The sequence below is a fragment of the Streptomyces sp. JJ38 genome (genome assembly GCF_019303475.1).
Classification (GTDB): Bacteria; Actinomycetota; Actinomycetes; order Streptomycetales; family Streptomycetaceae; genus Streptomyces.
The window spans coordinates 14,617-30,892 of record NZ_JABLSI010000013.1; the positions used below are offsets into that span (position 1 = coordinate 14,617).

At 73.5% G+C, this 16,276-nt stretch carries 17 protein-coding genes; 10 read left to right on the forward strand and 7 right to left on the reverse strand.

The window, feature by feature from the left end; all coding sequences use genetic code 11:
* The first annotated feature begins 133 nt into the window (after positions 1-133).
* Positions 134-1,597 carry a catalase gene (locus HPT28_RS08605; protein WP_219090374.1) on the forward strand — a complete coding sequence of 488 codons (1,464 nt, stop codon included), beginning with the start codon at positions 134-136 and terminating at the stop codon, positions 1,595-1,597.
* 136 nt (positions 1,598-1,733) lie between these two features.
* Here the strand turns inward: HPT28_RS08605 and HPT28_RS08610 are convergent, their stop codons facing one another.
* A complete protein-coding gene (locus HPT28_RS08610; protein ID WP_219090375.1) occupies positions 1,734-2,159 on the reverse strand; it encodes a cyclic nucleotide-binding/CBS domain-containing protein in 426 nt (141 codons plus the stop codon).
* Between the two features lie 183 nt (positions 2,160-2,342).
* Positions 2,343-3,137: a histidinol-phosphatase gene (hisN, locus tag HPT28_RS08615; protein ID WP_219090376.1), complete on the reverse strand. Its 795-nt coding sequence runs from the start codon at positions 3,135-3,137 to the stop codon at positions 2,343-2,345.
* A gap of 182 nt (positions 3,138-3,319) precedes the next feature.
* Between hisN and HPT28_RS08620 the strand changes: the two genes are divergently transcribed.
* Positions 3,320-3,889, forward strand: coding sequence for a TetR/AcrR family transcriptional regulator (locus tag HPT28_RS08620; protein WP_219090377.1), 570 nt, complete (start codon positions 3,320-3,322; stop codon positions 3,887-3,889).
* A 75-nt stretch (positions 3,890-3,964) separates the two neighbouring features.
* Here the strand turns inward: HPT28_RS08620 and rsgA are convergent, their stop codons facing one another.
* From rsgA to HPT28_RS08635, 3 genes are read right to left on the reverse strand one after another with little or no spacing between them, the layout of a single operon-like run.
* Positions 3,965-4,957: a ribosome small subunit-dependent GTPase A gene (gene rsgA / locus HPT28_RS08625; RefSeq protein WP_219090378.1), complete on the reverse strand. Its 993-nt coding sequence runs from the start codon at positions 4,955-4,957 to the stop codon at positions 3,965-3,967.
* A 13-nt stretch (positions 4,958-4,970) separates the two neighbouring features.
* Positions 4,971-6,284 carry a 3-phosphoshikimate 1-carboxyvinyltransferase gene (gene aroA / locus HPT28_RS08630; protein WP_219090379.1) on the reverse strand — a complete coding sequence of 438 codons (1,314 nt, stop codon included), beginning with the start codon at positions 6,282-6,284 and terminating at the stop codon, positions 4,971-4,973.
* 41 nt (positions 6,285-6,325) lie between these two features.
* A complete protein-coding gene (locus HPT28_RS08635; protein ID WP_219090380.1) occupies positions 6,326-7,096 on the reverse strand; it encodes a M50 family metallopeptidase in 771 nt (256 codons plus the stop codon).
* A 245-nt stretch (positions 7,097-7,341) separates the two neighbouring features.
* On the opposite strand from HPT28_RS08635, the gene HPT28_RS08640 reads away from it, so the two are divergent.
* From HPT28_RS08640 to HPT28_RS08675, 8 genes are all read left to right on the forward strand, one after another.
* Positions 7,342-9,435 carry a glycosyltransferase gene (locus tag HPT28_RS08640; RefSeq protein WP_219090381.1) on the forward strand — a complete coding sequence of 698 codons (2,094 nt, stop codon included), beginning with the start codon at positions 7,342-7,344 and terminating at the stop codon, positions 9,433-9,435.
* A gap of 51 nt (positions 9,436-9,486) precedes the next feature.
* Positions 9,487-10,302, forward strand: coding sequence for an SOS response-associated peptidase (locus tag HPT28_RS08645; RefSeq protein WP_219090382.1), 816 nt, complete (start codon positions 9,487-9,489; stop codon positions 10,300-10,302).
* 31 nt (positions 10,303-10,333) lie between these two features.
* Entirely contained in the window at positions 10,334-10,972 is a 639-nt protein-coding gene (locus HPT28_RS08650) for an alpha/beta family hydrolase (RefSeq protein ID WP_219090383.1), read from the forward strand.
* A gap of 259 nt (positions 10,973-11,231) precedes the next feature.
* Positions 11,232-11,915 carry a sigma-70 family RNA polymerase sigma factor gene (locus HPT28_RS08655; protein WP_374226943.1) on the forward strand — a complete coding sequence of 228 codons (684 nt, stop codon included), beginning with the start codon at positions 11,232-11,234 and terminating at the stop codon, positions 11,913-11,915.
* A complete protein-coding gene (rsrA, locus tag HPT28_RS08660; protein WP_219090385.1) occupies positions 11,912-12,304 on the forward strand; it encodes a mycothiol system anti-sigma-R factor in 393 nt (130 codons plus the stop codon). The genes HPT28_RS08655 and rsrA overlap by 4 nt, the downstream gene beginning before the upstream one ends.
* Before the next feature lie 373 nt (positions 12,305-12,677).
* Positions 12,678-13,691 carry a tetratricopeptide repeat protein gene (locus HPT28_RS08665; RefSeq protein ID WP_219090386.1) on the forward strand — a complete coding sequence of 338 codons (1,014 nt, stop codon included), beginning with the start codon at positions 12,678-12,680 and terminating at the stop codon, positions 13,689-13,691.
* A gap of 96 nt (positions 13,692-13,787) precedes the next feature.
* Positions 13,788-14,447 (forward strand): peptide deformylase, encoded by a 660-nt coding sequence (gene def / locus HPT28_RS08670; RefSeq protein ID WP_219090387.1) that lies wholly within the window; start codon positions 13,788-13,790, stop codon positions 14,445-14,447.
* 221 nt (positions 14,448-14,668) lie between these two features.
* Complete coding sequence (locus HPT28_RS08675; protein WP_219090388.1) at positions 14,669-15,406, forward strand: D-Ala-D-Ala carboxypeptidase family metallohydrolase; 738 nt, start codon at positions 14,669-14,671, stop codon at positions 15,404-15,406.
* A gap of 63 nt (positions 15,407-15,469) precedes the next feature.
* On the opposite strand, the gene HPT28_RS08680 is transcribed toward HPT28_RS08675, so the two are convergent.
* Both HPT28_RS08680 and HPT28_RS08685 read right to left on the reverse strand, forming a co-directional pair.
* Positions 15,470-15,979: a GNAT family N-acetyltransferase gene (locus HPT28_RS08680; protein WP_219090567.1), complete on the reverse strand. Its 510-nt coding sequence runs from the start codon at positions 15,977-15,979 to the stop codon at positions 15,470-15,472.
* A gap of 77 nt (positions 15,980-16,056) precedes the next feature.
* Entirely contained in the window at positions 16,057-16,254 is a 198-nt protein-coding gene (locus HPT28_RS08685; RefSeq protein WP_219090389.1) for a YbdD/YjiX family protein, read from the reverse strand.
* Positions 16,255-16,276: the final 22 nt, after the last annotated feature.

Sequence of the window (16,276 nt, forward strand, 5' to 3'; positions counted from 1 at the left end):
GCCAGCTTAACAGTGGACAGCCGCCCGGTCGGACTGTGTACGGACTTCATAGTCATCTTGACTTAGACACAGTCCAATGTAGGCTCTGGTCTCGGCGACAGTGCAGGACAGGACAAGTGCAGGAGGCGAACGAGTGACTGCCCAGAGTGAGAACGGTCCTCTGACCACGGAGGCGGGCGCTCCCGTCGCGGACAACCAGAACAGCCAGACGGCCGGAATCGGCGGCCCCGTCCTGGTTCAGGACCAGCTTCTGCTGGAGAAGCTCGCCCACTTCAACCGCGAGCGCATCCCCGAGCGGGTCGTCCACGCGCGGGGTGCGGGCGCCTACGGCACCTTCACGGTGACCGCCGATGTGACGAAGTACACGCGTGCGAAGTTCCTCTCGGAGATCGGTAAGCGGACCGAGGTATTCCTCCGCTTCTCCACCGTGGCGGGCAATCTGGGCGCGGCCGACGCGGTGCGCGACCCCCGCGGCTTCGCGGTGAAGTTCTACACCGAGGAGGGCAACTACGACCTCGTCGGCAACAACACCCCGGTGTTCTTCATCAAGGACGCCCTCAAGTTCCCCGACTTCATCCACACCCAGAAGCGCGACCCGTACACCGGCTCCCAGGAGGCGGACAACGTCTGGGACTTCTGGAGCCTCTCGCCGGAGTCCACACACCAGGTGACCTGGCTCTTCGGGGACCGCGGCATCCCGGCCTCCTACCGGCACATGAACGGCTACGGCTCGCACACCTTCCAGTGGAGCAACGAGGCCGGCGAGGTGTTCTGGGTCAAGTACCACTTCAAGACCGACCAGGGCATCCGGAACCTCACCCAGGAGGAGGCCGACGTCCTGGCGGGCCGGGACCCGGACAGCCACCAGCGGGACCTGCGCGAGTCCATCGAGCGCGGCGCGTTCCCGAGCTGGACGGTGCAGGTGCAGATCATGCCCGCGGCCGAGGCGGCGGAGTACCGCTTCAACCCGTTCGACCTCACCAAGGTCTGGCCGCACGAGGACTACCCGCCGGTGGAGATCGGCAGGCTGGAGCTCAACCGCAACCCGGAGAACATCTTCGCCGAGGTCGAGCAGTCGGTCTTCTCCCCGCACCACTTCGTCCCGGGTATCGGTCCCTCGCCGGACAAGATGCTGCAGGGGCGCCTCTTCGCCTACGGCGACGCGCACCGCTACCGCGTCGGCATCAACGCGGACCACCTGCCGGTCAACCGTCCGAAGGCCGGCGAGGCCCGCACCCACGGACGGGACGGCGCCCTGTACGACGGTCGCCACGGCCGGGCGCGCAACTACGAGCCCAACAGCTTCGGCGGCCCGGCGGAGACCGGCCGTCCGCTGTGGGAGCCCGTGCCGGTCTCCGGTGCCACCGGGGACCACGAGGCGCCGCGCCACGCCGAGGACGACGACTTCGTCCAGGCGGGCAACCTCTACCGGCTGATGTCGGAGGACGAGAAGCAGCGCCTGATCGACAACCTGGCGGGCTTCATCGCCAAGGTCTCGCGCGAGGACATCGCGGAGCGCGCCGTCGAGAACTTCCGCCGGGCCGACGCCGACTACGGCAAGCGGCTGGAGGAAGCCGTGCGGGCGCTGCGTGGCTGAGCCGCGCCACTGACCGCGGCAGGCGGTCCTCCACCGTGGTCAAGGCCCTGCGCGGTGGGGCCGACCGCCTGCCGCCCACCCCGGAGGGGCCGGACGCCAATGGGCTCCGGCCCCTTCGGCCTTTCGGGCCGTGGGATCAGACGGCGACGGCGCCCGGCCGGGACGCCGCGCGGGGCGGTCCGCCCGAGGCCGTCCAGCAGCGGACGATGTCGCGTACGGACACGATGCCGACCGGTTCGCGGTCGTCGAGCACGATCAGGTGGCGGAAGCCGCCGCGCGTCATCGCTCCGGCGGCCTCCTCCAGTGTCCACTCCGGCGCGGCGAACACGACGGATGTCGTGGTGTGGGCGTGCGCGGTCTCCCGGTCGGGGTCCTGGCCGCAGCCCACGGAGTTGAGGATGTCGCGCTCGGTCAGGATGCCGAGCCCGCTGGTGTCGGTGTCGAGCACCACTGCGGCCCCGACCCGGCGCCCGGCCATCAGGCAGGCGGCCTGACGGAGGGTGTGGGTGGGACCGATGGTGAGGACCGTGGTCGTCATGGCGTCACGGACGAGGTCGGGCATGGTCGACGTGCCACCTCCTTGGCGGAGCCGGGAGTCCGTTCGCGTCAACGAGAACGAATTCACAAGCTCACAAGCGGGGGAGTGTTCATAGTCACACGGACGTGGAACCCCAACAAGAGGTCGTGCGCGGCCCGCTGCCGCCGACGCGCCCGCGCGCCCCCGCCGGGCGCCGTGCGCGGCCCGTCAGCCGCCCAGGTACTCCAGCAGCTCCGGGTGCAGCAGGCCGTTGGACGCGGCGGCGTCCCCGCTGTGCGGCCCGGGACGGCCGTCGAGCCCGGTGAACGTGCCGCCCGCCTCCTGGACGATGACCACGTTGGCCGCCATGTCCCACAGCGACAGCTCCGGCTCCGCGCACAGGTCCACCGAGCCCTCGGCGACCATCATGTAGGGCCAGAAGTCGCCGTAGGCCCGGGTACGCCACACGGAGCGGGTGAGGTCGAGGAAGCCGCCGAGCCGGCCGCGCTCCTCCCACCCGGACAGCGAGGAGTACGCGAACGAGGCGTCCCGCAGCCGGGACACCCGGGACACCTGTAGCCGCGTCGCCGCCGACAGGCTCCGTCCCGTGTAGGCGCCGCCGCCCTCGGCCGCCCACCAGCGGCGGCCCAGCGCCGGGGCGGAGACGACGCCGACGACCGGACGGTCGCCCTCCTCGCCCCGCTCCATAAGGGCGATGAGCGTGGCCCACACCGGGACGCCGCGGACGTAGTTCTTGGTGCCGTCGATCGGGTCGATGACCCAGCGCCGCGGGCCTGTGCCCTCGGTGCCGAACTCCTCGCCGAGCACGGCGTCGCGCGGCCTGGCCCGTTGCAGCGACGCCCGGACCAGCTCCTCGGCGGCCTTGTCGGCCTCGCTGACCGGCGTCATGTCAGGTTTCGTCTCGACCTTGAGGTCGAGCGCCTTGAACCGCTCCATCGTGGTGGCGTCGGCCGCATCGGCCAGCACGTGGGCGAGACGCAGATCATCGTGATAGTCCGGCATGATCGAACAGTACCGAGTGGGGCGTGCCCCGGCCACACGGGCGGTCCGTCCGGGCGCGGCACGTTCGTCCGGATGCCGCCGTCCGCACACCTCCCGGGTTCCGGCCTCCGACGTATTGACATGCCTGGTCCGTCCGTTGATCCTGTGCCGCAAATCGAACGTGGCCGAGGGGGGAGGGGAGCATGCCCAGCGCGCGCGAGGCCCTGCTGATCGCCGCTCAGACGGCGCTGGCGGACCAGCCCTGGGCGACCGTGCGCATGGTGGAGGTCGCCGCGGCGGCCGGAGTCTCCCGGCAGACCCTGTACAACGAGTTCCGCACGAAGGAGGGGCTCGGGGCCGCCCTCGTGGACCGGCAGATCGACGGGCTCGTCACCGGCGCGGCCGACGCGGTGACCGCCGCCCGCCGCCTCGGCGGCGATCCGGCCGCGTGCTGCGCCGCTGCGGCCGTCTGGATGCTCGACCGCGCGCGGGAGGAGCCGCTCCTGCGCGCCGCGCTGACCGGCTTCTGGGACTCCCGGCTGCCGCTGCCCGAGCACCGGCCCGAGCAGGTCGTCGCCCGGCTGTGCGCCACCACCATGGACGCCCTGTGCGGCACCCGGGAGGCCGAGTTGCGCCGGGCCTGCGAGGTGGGCCTGCGGCTCGCCCTCTCCTACGTCGTGGTGCCCCCGGCCGACCCGGCGGCCCCTGCCGGGGTGGCGGCCGTCGTCGCGGCTCTCCTGCGCGGGACGCCTGCCGGGACGCCCGTCGACTGACGGCGGCGTCCGTCGACGGGCCGCGGCGTCCGTCGATCGGCGGCGGAGCCCGGTGGCGGGGGCCGGCGGACGGGCTCAGTCGCCCTCGCGGCGCTCCCGGGTGGCCAGGAGCCGGCGCAGGGAGTCCAGCCGGGCCGGCTCCGCGTGCCCCCCGGCCACCCACGCGTCCAGCGCGCAGTCCGGCTCGTCGTGGCTGCACGCCCGTGGGCACTCCACCGTGCCCGGCTCCAGATCGGGGAAGGCGTGGATCACGCGGGCCGGGTCCACGTGGTTCAGTCCGAAGGACCGCACGCCCGGGGTGTCGATGACCCACCCCTCGTCGTCCGGCAGCGGCAGCGCCAGCGCCGAGGTCGTCGTGTGGCGGCCTCGCCCGGTGACGGCGTTGACGACGCCCGTCGCCCGGCTGCGCTCCGGCACCAGGGCGTTGACCAGCGTCGTCTTGCCGACGCCCGAGTGCCCGACGAAGGCCGTGACCCGCCCTTCCAGCAGCTCCCGGACCAGGGTCGCCGGTTCGTCGTGCCGGGTCGCCACCGCCCGCACCCCCAGCGGGGCGTACGCCGACAGCAGCTCCTCGGCGGGGGCCAGGTCCGCCTTGGTGAGGACGAGCAGTGGTTCGAGCCCCGCGTCGTAGGCGGCGACGAGGCAACGGTCGATCAGCCGCGGCCGCGGCTCGGGGTCGGCGAGCGCGGTGACGATGGCCAGCTGGTCGGCGTTGGCGACGACGATGCGCTCGTACGGGTCGTCGTCGTCGGCCGTGCGGCGCAGGACCGACGAGCGCTCCTCCACGCGCACGATCCGCGCGAGCGTGTCCTTCTCACCCGACAGATCCCCCACGACGGCGACCCGGTCGCCCACCACCACGCCTTTGCGGCCCAGTTCGCGGGCCTTCATCGCGGTGACGGTCCGGCCGTCGACCAGCGTCGTGACGCGCCCGCGGTCCACGGTCAGGACGAAGCCCTCGGTCGCGTCCTCGTGTTTGGGCCGGATGCGGGTGCGCGGACGGCTGCCCCGGCGCCCGGGGCGGACCCGGATGTCGTCCTCGTCGGTGTGCTTGCCGTAGCGGCGCATGCCCGCGCCGTCCCTACGCGGCCGCGCCGAGCATGGCCTGCCACAGCTCCGGGAACTCCGGCAGCGTCTTCGCGGTCGTCGCCACGTTCTCCACCTCCACGCCGGGCACCAGCAGGCCGAGCAGCGCTCCCGCCGTCGCCAGCCGGTGGTCGTCGTAGGTGTGGAAGACCCCGCCGTGCAGCGGCCGCGGCCGGATGCGCAGGCCGTCGGCCGTCTCGGTCACGGCGCCGCCGAGGCCGTTGATCTCCTTGGTGAGCGCCGCCAGCCGGTCCGTCTCGTGCAGCCGCAGATGGGCGACGCCGCGCAGTACCGACTCGGAGTCCGCGAGCGCCGCGACCGCCGCGATGCCGGGGGTGAGCTCGCCGACGTCCGACAGGTCGACGTCGATGCCGTGGACGGCGCCGGTACCGGTGAAGGTCAGCCCGCGCTCGTCCAGCTCGCACCGGCCACCCATCGCGGTGAAGATCTCCCGGAGGGCGTCACCCGGCTGGGTGGTGTGCCGCGGCCAGTCCGGAATGGTGACGCGGCCGCCGGTCACCAGGGCGGCGGCCAGGAACGGCTGGGCGTTGGAGAGGTCCGGCTCCACCGTCAGGTCCCGCCCGAGCAGCGCGCCCGGCGTCACCCGCCACACGTTCGCCTCGCCGCCCGACTCGGGGGTGTCCACCTGGGCGCCGACGGCCCGCAGCATCTCGACCGTCATCCGGATGTGGGGCAGCGAGGGCAGCGTCGGCCCGGTGTGCCGCACCTCGACGCCCTGGTTGAACCGCGGGGCCGACAGCAGCAGGGCGCTCACGAACTGGCTGGAGGACGAGGCGTCGACCCCCACCGGGCCGCCGGCCAGCGAGCCCGCCCCGTGCACGGTGAGCGGCAGGGCGCCCCGGCCCTCGTCGTCGATGCGGGCGCCGAGGGCGCGCAGGGCGTCGATCACGCCGTGCAGCGGACGCTCGTACGAGCGCGGGTCGCCGTCGAAGTGGACGGGCCCGTCCGCCAGGGCCGCCACGGGGGGCAGGAAGCGCATGACGGTGCCCGCGTTGCCCACGTCCACCCGGGCCGGGCCGTGCAGGCCCGCCGGGATGACGCGCCACGCCTCACCCGTGCCGTCGGGGCCGACGCCCTCCTCGATGCCCACGCCCATCGTGCGCAGCGCCTCGGCCATCAGCACCGTGTCCCGGGAGCGCAGGGGGCGCCGGATCCAGCCGGGCTCGGAGGCCAGGGCGGCCAGCACCAGCGCGCGGTTGGTCACCGACTTGGAACCGGGCACGGTGACGGTCGCGTCGACGGGGCCGGCCGCGCGGGGGGCGGGCCAGTGGGCTGCGGTGGCGGTCATGACCTTCACTTTAGGCCGTGGGCGGCGCGGGGGACGAACGCCTACCCGCCCAGCAGCCAGGTGCCGCCGCCCACGAGTGAGCAGAGTGCGACCGCGTGGAAGAACAGCAGCCAGCCCACGGCGGGGACGTTGGTCAGCCGGTGGAGCTGGTCGGCGTCGCTGTCGGGCATGCCGGACGACCCCTCGGGGGCGCCCTGGGGCCACCCGTACGCGGCCTGCGGCACCCTGCGGGCCCGGCGCCGCTCGCGCTGGAGCTCGAACACCGGGCGCACACCGCCCAGCAACAGGAACCACACCGCCGCGTAGGCGAAGAGGGCCTGCACCTCGGCGGACGTCAGCCAGGACACCAGCACGAACAGCGAGCCCGCGGACACCACCGTCAGCACGCCGTAGGCGTTGCGCACCATCACGAGCAGGGCCAAAAGGAGCGCCGTGGCCCCCCACAACAGCGCGGTGATGCGCCCGGAGGCCAGCAGCGCCGCCCCGCCCAGGCCCAGGAGCGGCGGGGCGGTGTAGCCGGCCGCCGCGGTGAGCACCATGCCGATCCCGGTCGGCTTGCCGCGGGAGACCGTGAGTCCGGAGGTGTCCGAGTGCAGCCTGATGCCTTGGAGTTGACGCCCCGTCAACAGTGCCATCAGAGCGTGGCCACCCTCATGGGCGATCGTCACGGCGTTCCGCGCGAACCGCCACGGGGCCCGTATGCCCACCACCGCCAGCGCGAGCAGGCCGGTGGCGACGACGAGCCACAGCGCCGGCGCCGACTGGACGCCGGTCACCCGGCCCCACACGTCGGCGAAGTCGTCGATCCCCATGTGCTCCTCTTCCCGTTCGGCTCGTCGTCCACCCTGCCACGCCGTCCTCCGCGGGCCGGCTGGGCGGCCGTCCTCGGCCGACCGGCCCGGTGGGGCCCGCTTCCGCGCGGCCCGCGCCGCCCGGGGAGACCTCCACTCCCTCCGACGCCTCCGGGCGCCCGAATCGTTGCGGTAGATAGCCCGGTCCCACGCGGCCGGGCGTCTACGTCGACGGGCCGGGACAGGCCGGAACAGGAAGGTGCGAGGTGCACATCGCGTTCCTCCTCTACAACGCGTACGGAATCGGCGGCACGATCCGCTCCACGGTGAACCTCAGCGGCGCCCTCGCCGCGGCGGGGCACACCGTCGAGATCGTCTCCGTCCACCGGACCAGGGACGACCTGCGGCTGGAGCTGCGCCCCGGGGTGCGTACCCGGGCGCTCGTCGAGTGCCGCCGAGACGCCCCCGGCTACGACGGCGGGCACCCGCGCACCGCGGAGCCGACCGGCATGTGGGAGGACAGCGGCGTCAGCAACGGTCCGCTCGCCCCCACCCGGCTGACCGACGAACGGGTCGCGGAGTACCTGCGCCGGACGGAGGCGGACGTCGTCATCGGCACCAGACCCGTCATCAACGGCTACCTGGAGCGCTACGGCCGCTCGCGCTACCTGCGCGTCGGGCAGGAGCACCTGACCCACGACTTCCACAACCCGCGGCTCCGCGAGGATCAGAAGGCCGCCTTCGCGGGCCTCGACGCCCTCGTCACCGTCTCCGAGGCCGACGCCGTCCGCTACCGCGAGATGCTGCCCGGAGCCGACACCCGCGTCCTGTGCATCCCCAACGCCGTGCCCGCCGTGCCCGTGAGCCCCTCCGAGGGCGACTCGAAGACGATCGTCGCCGCCGGACGGCTCATCCCGGTCAAGCGCTACGACCGGCTCGTGCGCGCCTTCGCCAAGGTGGCCGCCGAACGCCCCGACTGGACCCTGCGGCTGTACGGCCGTGGGCCGCGCGCCGCATCCCTGCGGAGCCTCATCGACGAGCTCGGCCTGTACAACCGGGTCCGCCTGATGGGGGCCGTCACGCCGATCGAGACCGAGTGGGCCAAAGGAGCCGTTGCGGCCGTCTCCTCCGACGGCGAGTCCTTCGGCATGACCATCGTCGAGGCCATGCACTGCGGTGTCCCGGTGGTCTCCACGGACTGCCCGCTCGGCCCCGGGGAGATCATCACCCACGGGCGCGACGGGCTGCTGGTGCCGCTGGACGGCGGCGAGGACGCGTTCGCCGAGGCCCTGCTCCAGCTCATCGACGACGACGAGAGACGGCGGGCCATGGGCCGCGCCGCCCGCGAGACCGCCCGCGCCTACGACCCCGAGCGGATCGCGGCCCGCTACATCAGACTGATGGAGGAACTGGGCGCGGCCCGTCGCCGCGGCCCCGCCCGCCGGCTGCGCGGCGCCCTCGCCGGCTACCGCGCGTGGCGCGGTAGCCGGCGAGGGCCCGTCGACTCCGCCGACTCCGGCGCGCCCGCGCCCCGGGCCCGGGCCGCCGCCACCGCGGACGGGAGCGTCGCCGTCCGCCTCGCCACCGCGGACCTGCCCGACGCGCCGCTCGAGCTGGTGCTGCGGCTGCGCAAGGACCCCGGGGAGCGGCAGGTCGTCCTCCCGCTGCCGGCTGGGCGGGACGCAACGGACGGCTGGATCGAGGTCGTCCTCCGGCGGAGCGAGCACCGGCTTCCCGAGGGCCGCTGGGACCTCTACACGGCACCGCGGGGCACGGCCCGGCGCCGCCGGGTGCGGGCGGAGCTGGTGGAGCAGGCCGCGCTGGTCACCCTGGAGCCCAGGGTGGACGAGAACGGCGTCTCCGCCTGGGTGCCCTACACCACCTCCGAGGGCAACCTCAGCGTGCGCACCTGGCTGCGCCCGGCCCACGCCGAGGTGGAGCATGTCGAGGTGGGGGAGGAGGCGGTCGTCGTCACCGTCGTCGTGCACGGAGCCGTCCCGGGCCCGGACGCTGTGGTGCTGGCCGCCTCCCGTGAGGACGCCGACCGGGACTTCACCGCCGCGGTCCGCCCGCTGGCCGGCTCCCGGTTCACCGTCTCGCTGCCGTACGCCGGGGCGCTGGCCCGGCGCAGCGCCGAACACGACCTGTGGGACCTGCGCCTGCTGCCCGCCCCCGGGGCGGAGCCGGTGCCGATCGGGCGCATCGGAGGCGACTCGGCCGACCGCCGGAAGACCGACGTCTACCCCGCCGTCGAACTGCCGCACCCCGGACGCGGGACGACGCGGATTCGGCCGTACGTCACCTTCCGCAACGAACTGGCCCTCAGCGCCCGCGACATCGAGCCGCCCGGCGACGCCTGAGGGCCCGCCTCCCGCGCCCGGATGTCCGGGCCGCGTGGCAGGCTTGCACACATGTGCGGACGGTACGCGGCGAGCCGGAGCCCCGAGGACCTGGTCGGGCTCTTCGATGTGAGCAAGTGGGAGCCGGCGGAGACGCTGGCCCCGGACTGGAACGTGGCGCCGACCAAGGACGTGTTCGCGGTGCTCGACCGGCCGGTGAAGGGGTCCGGCGATCCGGACCCCGTGCGGCAGTTGCGGGTGTTGCGCTGGGGCCTGGTGCCCTCCTGGGCGAAGTCCCCGGAGCTCGGGGCCAAAATGATCAACGCCCGGGCGGAGACGGTGCACGAGAAGGCGGCTTTCCGCCGGGCCTTCACCTCCCGCCGCTGTCTGCTGCCGGCCGACGGCTACTTCGAGTGGGTGACGGGCAAGGAGGAGCTGGACCTGGAGCAGCGGGGCCGGCGGAAGCGTCCCCGCAAGCAGCCGTACTTCGTCACGCCCGTCGACGGCTCGGTGATGGCGCTGGCGGGGCTGTACGAGTTCTGGAAGGACGTCACCAGGGCTCCGGACGACCCCCGGGCCTGGTGGGTGACGTGCACGGTCATCACCACCGAGGCCGAGACGGCGCCGCTGCCCGGAGGAGGGGAGGGCGGCCCCCGGTCGCTGGCCGACATCCACCCGCGCATGCCGGTCGCCCTGCCCGCGGACCGCTGGGACGCCTGGCTCGACCCGGCGCGGGACGACGAGGGCGAGCTGCGGGAGCTGCTGGGCGGCCTGCCCACCGGGCGGCTGCGCGCCTACCCGGTGAGCACGGAGGTCAGCAACGTGCGCAACAACGCCCCGGAGCTGGTGGAGGAGCTCGACGCCCCCGAGGTCGGCACGCTGTTCTGAGCCGCTCGCGCTGCGGGGTCTAATGGCCCCCATGAGCACCGAGAAGCCGAAGACCGAGGACGTCGAGACCCCGGCCGGACCGGCCCGCGTCACCTGGCACCGCGCCTCCGGGGCGCACACCGTCCTGGCTCTCGGGCACGGGGCGGGCGGCGGCATCGAGGCGCGCGACCTGGCCGCTCTGGCCGCGGTACTGCCCGGGCACGGCGTCACGGTCGCGCTGGTCGAGCAGCCCTGGCGGGTCGCGGGCAAGAAGGTGGCGCCCGCCCCGAAGACGCTGGACACGGCCTGGCGGGCGCTGTGGCCCCGACTGGCGGCCGAGGGGCTGCCCGTCGTGGCCGGCGGCCGCAGCGCCGGGGCCCGGGTCGCGTGCCGCACCGCCGCGGAACTGGGCGCCACCGCAGTCGTGGCGCTCTCGTTCCCGCTGCACCCGCCGGGGCGGCCCGAGAAGTCCCGGGCGGAGGAGCTCCTCGGCGCCGGGGTGCCCGTCCTCGTCGTCCAGGGCGGGCGTGACCCGTTCGGGCGGCCCGGGGAGTTCCCGGCCGGGACGGAGCTCGTCGAGGTGCCGGAGGCCGACCACGGCTTCGCCGTCCCCCAGCGGGCGGAGCTCTCCCAGGACGCGGCTGTGACGCTGATCACGGATGCCGTGGCCGGGTGGCTGACCCGGGAATGATCCGCCGGGCGCCGGTGTTGTGACCGACTGCCGGGCGGGGAGTCCGGCACGGACCGCACGTCGTCACGAGGCACCAGGAGAGGGAGCCGCCCCCATGGGTTCAGTCGCTTGCCCGCAGCGTCCCCAGGCCGTCGCGATGGACTGGGCCACCCTCGCGCTGGCCGGTGCGGGGAAGATTCAGGCGGCGAATGGTGTGGAACGTCGTCTATTCTCCGGTTCCAGCGGGCCCGGTAAGGGGTTCGCCGCCGATACGGAGGAGGTGGGTCCGGTCACGGGCACCGAGGACGGCACGCAGCATCTGCCGCGGGAGACGGACGCCGAGCGCAACGCCCGGTTCGAGCGGGACGCCCTCGGCTTTCTCGACCAGATGTACTCCGCCGCCCTGCGCATGACGCGCAACCCGGCGGACGCGGAGGATCTGGTGCAGGAGACGTACGCCAAGGCCTACGGCTCGTTCCACCAGTTCCGCGAGGGCACCAACCTCAAGGCGTGGTTGTACCGCATCCTCACGAACACGTTCATCAACTCCTACCGCAAGAAGCAGCGGGAGCCGCAGCGCAGCGCGGCGGAGGAGATCGAGGACTGGCAGCTGGCCCGTGCCGAGTCGCACATGTCGACGGGGCTGCGTTCGGCCGAGTCGGAGGCGTTGGACCACCTGCCCGACTCGGACGTGAAGGAGGCCCTCCAGGCCGTTCCCGAGGAATTCCGCATCGCGGTGTACCTCGCGGACGTCGAGGGCTTTGCCTACAAGGAGATCGCCGACATCATGGGTACGCCGATCGGCACCGTGATGTCCCGTCTGCACCGAGGCCGCCGCCAGCTTCGCGGAATGCTGGAGGACTACGCGCGCGAGCGCGGCCTCGTCCCCGCGGGGGCGGCTGCGGGTGCGGGCGGTTCCGGGGGGTTCGACGAAGCGCACGACCGGAAAGGCTCGGACTCATGAGCTGCGGAGATCCGCACGAGACGGACTGCTCAGAGGTCCTGGACCACCTGTACGAGTACCTGGACCAGGAAATGCCCGACGCTGACCGGGAGAAGCTGGCCGAGCACTTCGACGAGTGCTCGCCCTGCCTGGAGAAGTACGGGCTGGAGCAGGCCGTGAAGAAGCTCGTCAAGCGATGCTGCGGCCACGACGACGTCCCCACGGACCTGCGGTCGAAGGTGATGGGCCGGATCGACCTCATCCGTTCCGGCGGCGCCGTGCCGGAGCAGGCCGTCCTGGACACCGCCCGCTACTCCCACGGCGCTTCGGACCCCGGTCCGGCCGCCGAGGAGAGCCTCGGCGAGGGCGTCGACGAGTCCTCGTCCCCGGTACGCCCCAAGCTGAACTGAGCCCCCGCGGGGCACCCGTTCGGCCGGTTCGGGCTCCGGCGTCACCCCCCGCGTACGGGCCTCTCCACGCCGTGTTCGCACGGCTCCGTCCGGGCGCTCCCACCGCGGCCCCGAGGCCGCCGTTCACCGGGCACGTACCCGGCCGACCCCCGTCATGTCGCGCCCTGCTGTCGGCTGAAGCAAGCTGACCCTGTAGCGACCGGAACGCCGCGGAACGGTTCGCCCCTTGCGGTAATGAGCGCGGGCCGGAGCGGGCATGGTTGGATGCGGGGGTAAGTGCTCCGTAGCGACCCCACACGCCACTGCACGCGGCGCCCTCGACAGGGACACGGCAGACGCCATCATCGACAGGCGGGAATCAGGCGGGATCATCGTGAAGATCTTCGGCAGGGCACGGCACCGGCCGTCCACCGACTGGCGGCTCGCCACCGACCGCGCCTTCACCCTCATCGGTGACGGCCGGTACGAGGACGCGGGCGAGCTGTTGACGCGCGCTGCCGACCTGGAGCCCTGGCTCTCCGAGTCCTGGTTCAACCTCGCCCTGCTGCACAAGTTCCGGCACGACTGGGAGCAGGCCCGCACCGCCGGTCTGCGCGCGGTCGCGCTGCTGGACCGGGCGACGGGCGCCCCCGACTGGTGGAACGTGGGCATCGCCGCGACCGCCCTGCAGGACTGGCCGCTGGCCCGCCGTGCCTGGCAGGCCTACGGGCTGAAGGTGCCGACGGACTCGGCCGACGCCGCGGCCCTGGGCGAGCCGACGGGCATGGAGCTGGGCAGCGCGGCCGTGCGGCTGTCCCCCGAGGGGGAGTCGGAGGTCGTGTGGGGGCGCCGGCTGGACCCGGCCCGGATAACCGTGCAGTCGATCCCGCTGCCCTCCTCCGGGCGGCGCTGGGGCGAGGTGGTGCTGCACGACGGCGTGCCGAACGGCGAGCGGACGGTGAGCGGGGGCGGACGGCCCACGGCATACCCCGTCTTCGACGAGATAGAGCTGTGGGCGCCCTCGCCGGTGCCCACCTGGGTGGTGCTGCTCGAGGCGGCCACCGAGGCGGACCGCGAGGCGCTGGAGCAGCTGGCCGCCGACGCCGGTTTCGCCGCCGAGGACTGGTCCTCCTCGGTGCGGCTGCTGTGCCGTTCCTGCTCGGAGTCGCGGATGCCGAGCGACGAGGGCGACGGCAGCGCGCCCCGGCACGACCCGCACGACCACAGCGAGCCGGGCCACCCCGGCCCGCTGGGCCATATGACGCCCGGGGGGCCGGGCCAGATCTGGATGCCGGAGCGCGAATGCGGTCTGGCCGCGCCCGCCTCCCTCGTCCGCGGCCTCCTGGACGGCTGGGTGGCCGACAGCCCGGACACCCGCGAGTGGCGGGATCTGGAAGAGGTCTGCTGAGCCGTAGCCGGAAATCGCCGCTGGCAGCCGCCACCGTGCCGCCTCCCCGTACCCTGTAGGGCGGAACAGCAGGTTGTCAGGAAGGCGTACGGCGGCATGACCCAGCAGCAGGAGACCCGGCCGGATGTGGCCGGGGAGGGCCGGGAGGACGCGGCGGCCTCGGAGTTCGTGATCGACACCGAGGACTGTGAGGCGCGGGAGCGGGCCTACCGCGAGCGGGGCACCGCCCGTCCGATCACGGTCGTCGGCAATCCGGTGCTGCACCGCGAGTGCCGGGACGTGACGGAGTTCGACGACGAGCTGGCCCGGCTCGTGGACGACATGTTCGCCTCGCAGCGGGCCGCGGAGGGGGTCGGGCTGGCCGCGAACCAGATCGGGGTCGACCTGAAGGTCTTCGTCTACGACTGCCCGGACGACGAGGGCGTGCGGCACGTCGGCGTCGTCTGCAACCCGGTGCTGGCGGAGCTGCCGGCCGAGCGGCGGCGGCTGGACGGCAGTGGCGAGGGCTGCCTGTCGGTGCCCGGTGCCTACAGCGAGCTGGCCCGGCCGGATTACGCGGAGGTCAGCGGCCAGGACCTCGACGGCAAGCCGATCAAGGTGCGCGGCACCGGCTACTTCGCGCGCTGCCTCCAGCACGAGACGGACCACCTCTACGGGCGGCTCTACATCGACCGGCTCTCCAAGCGGGAGCGCAAGGACGTGCTGCGTCAGATGGCCGAGGCGACGCCCCGCTACGAGACGGTTCCGAACGACTGACCCGCCCGCCGGCCCCGGGTCACCCCGCTCGGCCACGCCGTCAGCACCGGCTACCCCGTCGGCCCTGGTCACCGCTGCCCGGGGCCGGCGGAGCCGCCGGTGCCCGGACGTCTGACGGCGGAGTCGTGGCGCGGGGCGCGGTGTTGTCGTCAAAGGCCCGTCCATTGGCATTGCGCCGGTGTTGTTGACGCGTACAACCGGCTCCGCCACGCTCTTCAGCCATGCGCAGACGACTGGTCAGAACGTTCCTCGCACTTGTCATGTTCGCGGCGGCGGCCCTCACGGGCACGATCGCCACGGCGGGTACCGCGCAAGCCGACAGCTGCTACACCTGGGGCCGCACCCTGAACCGGGGTGACTCGGGCTCGGACGTCAAGCAACTCCAGATCCGCGTCGCCGGCTACCCCGGATACGGCAACGTCCTCGCCATCGACGGCGAGTTCGGGCCCGCCACGGAGGCGGCGGTCAAGCGCTTCCAGAGGGCCTACGGGCTCTCCGCCGACGGCATCGCCGGATCGCAGACCTACAACAAGATCTACGCGCTCCAGGAAGCCGACTGCTCACCGGCGCACTTCGACTTCAGCGAGCTCAACCGGTGCAACTCCACCTGGAGCGGCGGTGCCGTGAGCGCCGCCACCGCGCGGGAGAACGCCAAGCGCACCATGTGGAAGCTGGAGGCCATGCGGCACGCCCTCGGTGACGCGCCCATCCGCGTCACCAGTGGCTTCCGCTCCTACGCCTGCAACAACGCCGTCGGCGGCTCCCCGAGCAGCCGACACCTCTACGGCGACGCCGCCGACCTGGGCTCCGGTTCCCACTCGCTGTGCACGCTGGCCCGCCAGGCCCGCTACCACGGCTTCCGGGGCATCCTCGGCCCCGGCTTCCCCGGGCACAACGACCACACCCACCTCGACCACCGCTCCAGCCGCTACTGGTCCGCGTCGAGCTGCGGCATCTGACCGGCACCCCACCGACGGCCCAGCGCCGGGCAGGGCACCAGCGCCCTGCCCGGCCTCGCCGGCTCAGCCGGACAGCTCGAGCGCGAACGTCCACAGCGCCCCGAAGTCCGGCAGCGGCTCCCAGTCCCGCTCGGGGGTGCGGACGAAGCCCAGCCGACGGTAGAGCCGGTGGGCGGGCTCCATGCTCGCCTGGCTGGACAGCACCAGCCTCGCCAGCCCCCTCTCCCGCGCCCGGTCTATGCAGGCCCGCACGAGCGCCTCGCCGGCGCCGCGCCCCCGGCCCTCACGCCGCACCGCCAGCATGCGGAACTCGGCCTCACCCGCCCGCGCGATGTCGGCGTACTCCCCGCCCTCCCCGACGAAGGCGACCGCCCCGAGGACGTCCCCGCCGTGATCGTCCACGGCGACGAGCACCTCGGCCAGCTGGGACCGGCGGCGGGCGTCCCGGAGCTCGGCGAGGTACGGATCCGCCTCGCCGAAGTCCAGCAGCCCCTCGCCCAGATACGCCTCGGCGGTCAGCTCCCCGATCTCGTCCAGCTCTTCGGGACGGGCCGCGCGCACGGTGAGGTTCATGGTGGCGTTCATGCCGACCAGTGTGCTGCACGGCTCTGACATCGCGCCGGGCTTTTCCCCGGCCGTTCCCGAAAGTCTCAGCAGCAGCGGAAGCCCTCGCGCGGATCGGCCTCCCGGGCGTCGGTGCGGCGCCGCTCGAAGGCCCGGCGGCTGAGCACCTGTGCCTCGGGGTCGTGGGCGCGGGAGTGTGCCACGTAGCGCTCGTAGGCGGCCTCACCGGTCAGCTCGCACCAGTACCGGCGCGCCCGGGCGGTGGCCGCCCGGAGCTTCGTCACCGCCGGGAGCCTCGCCGGCGCC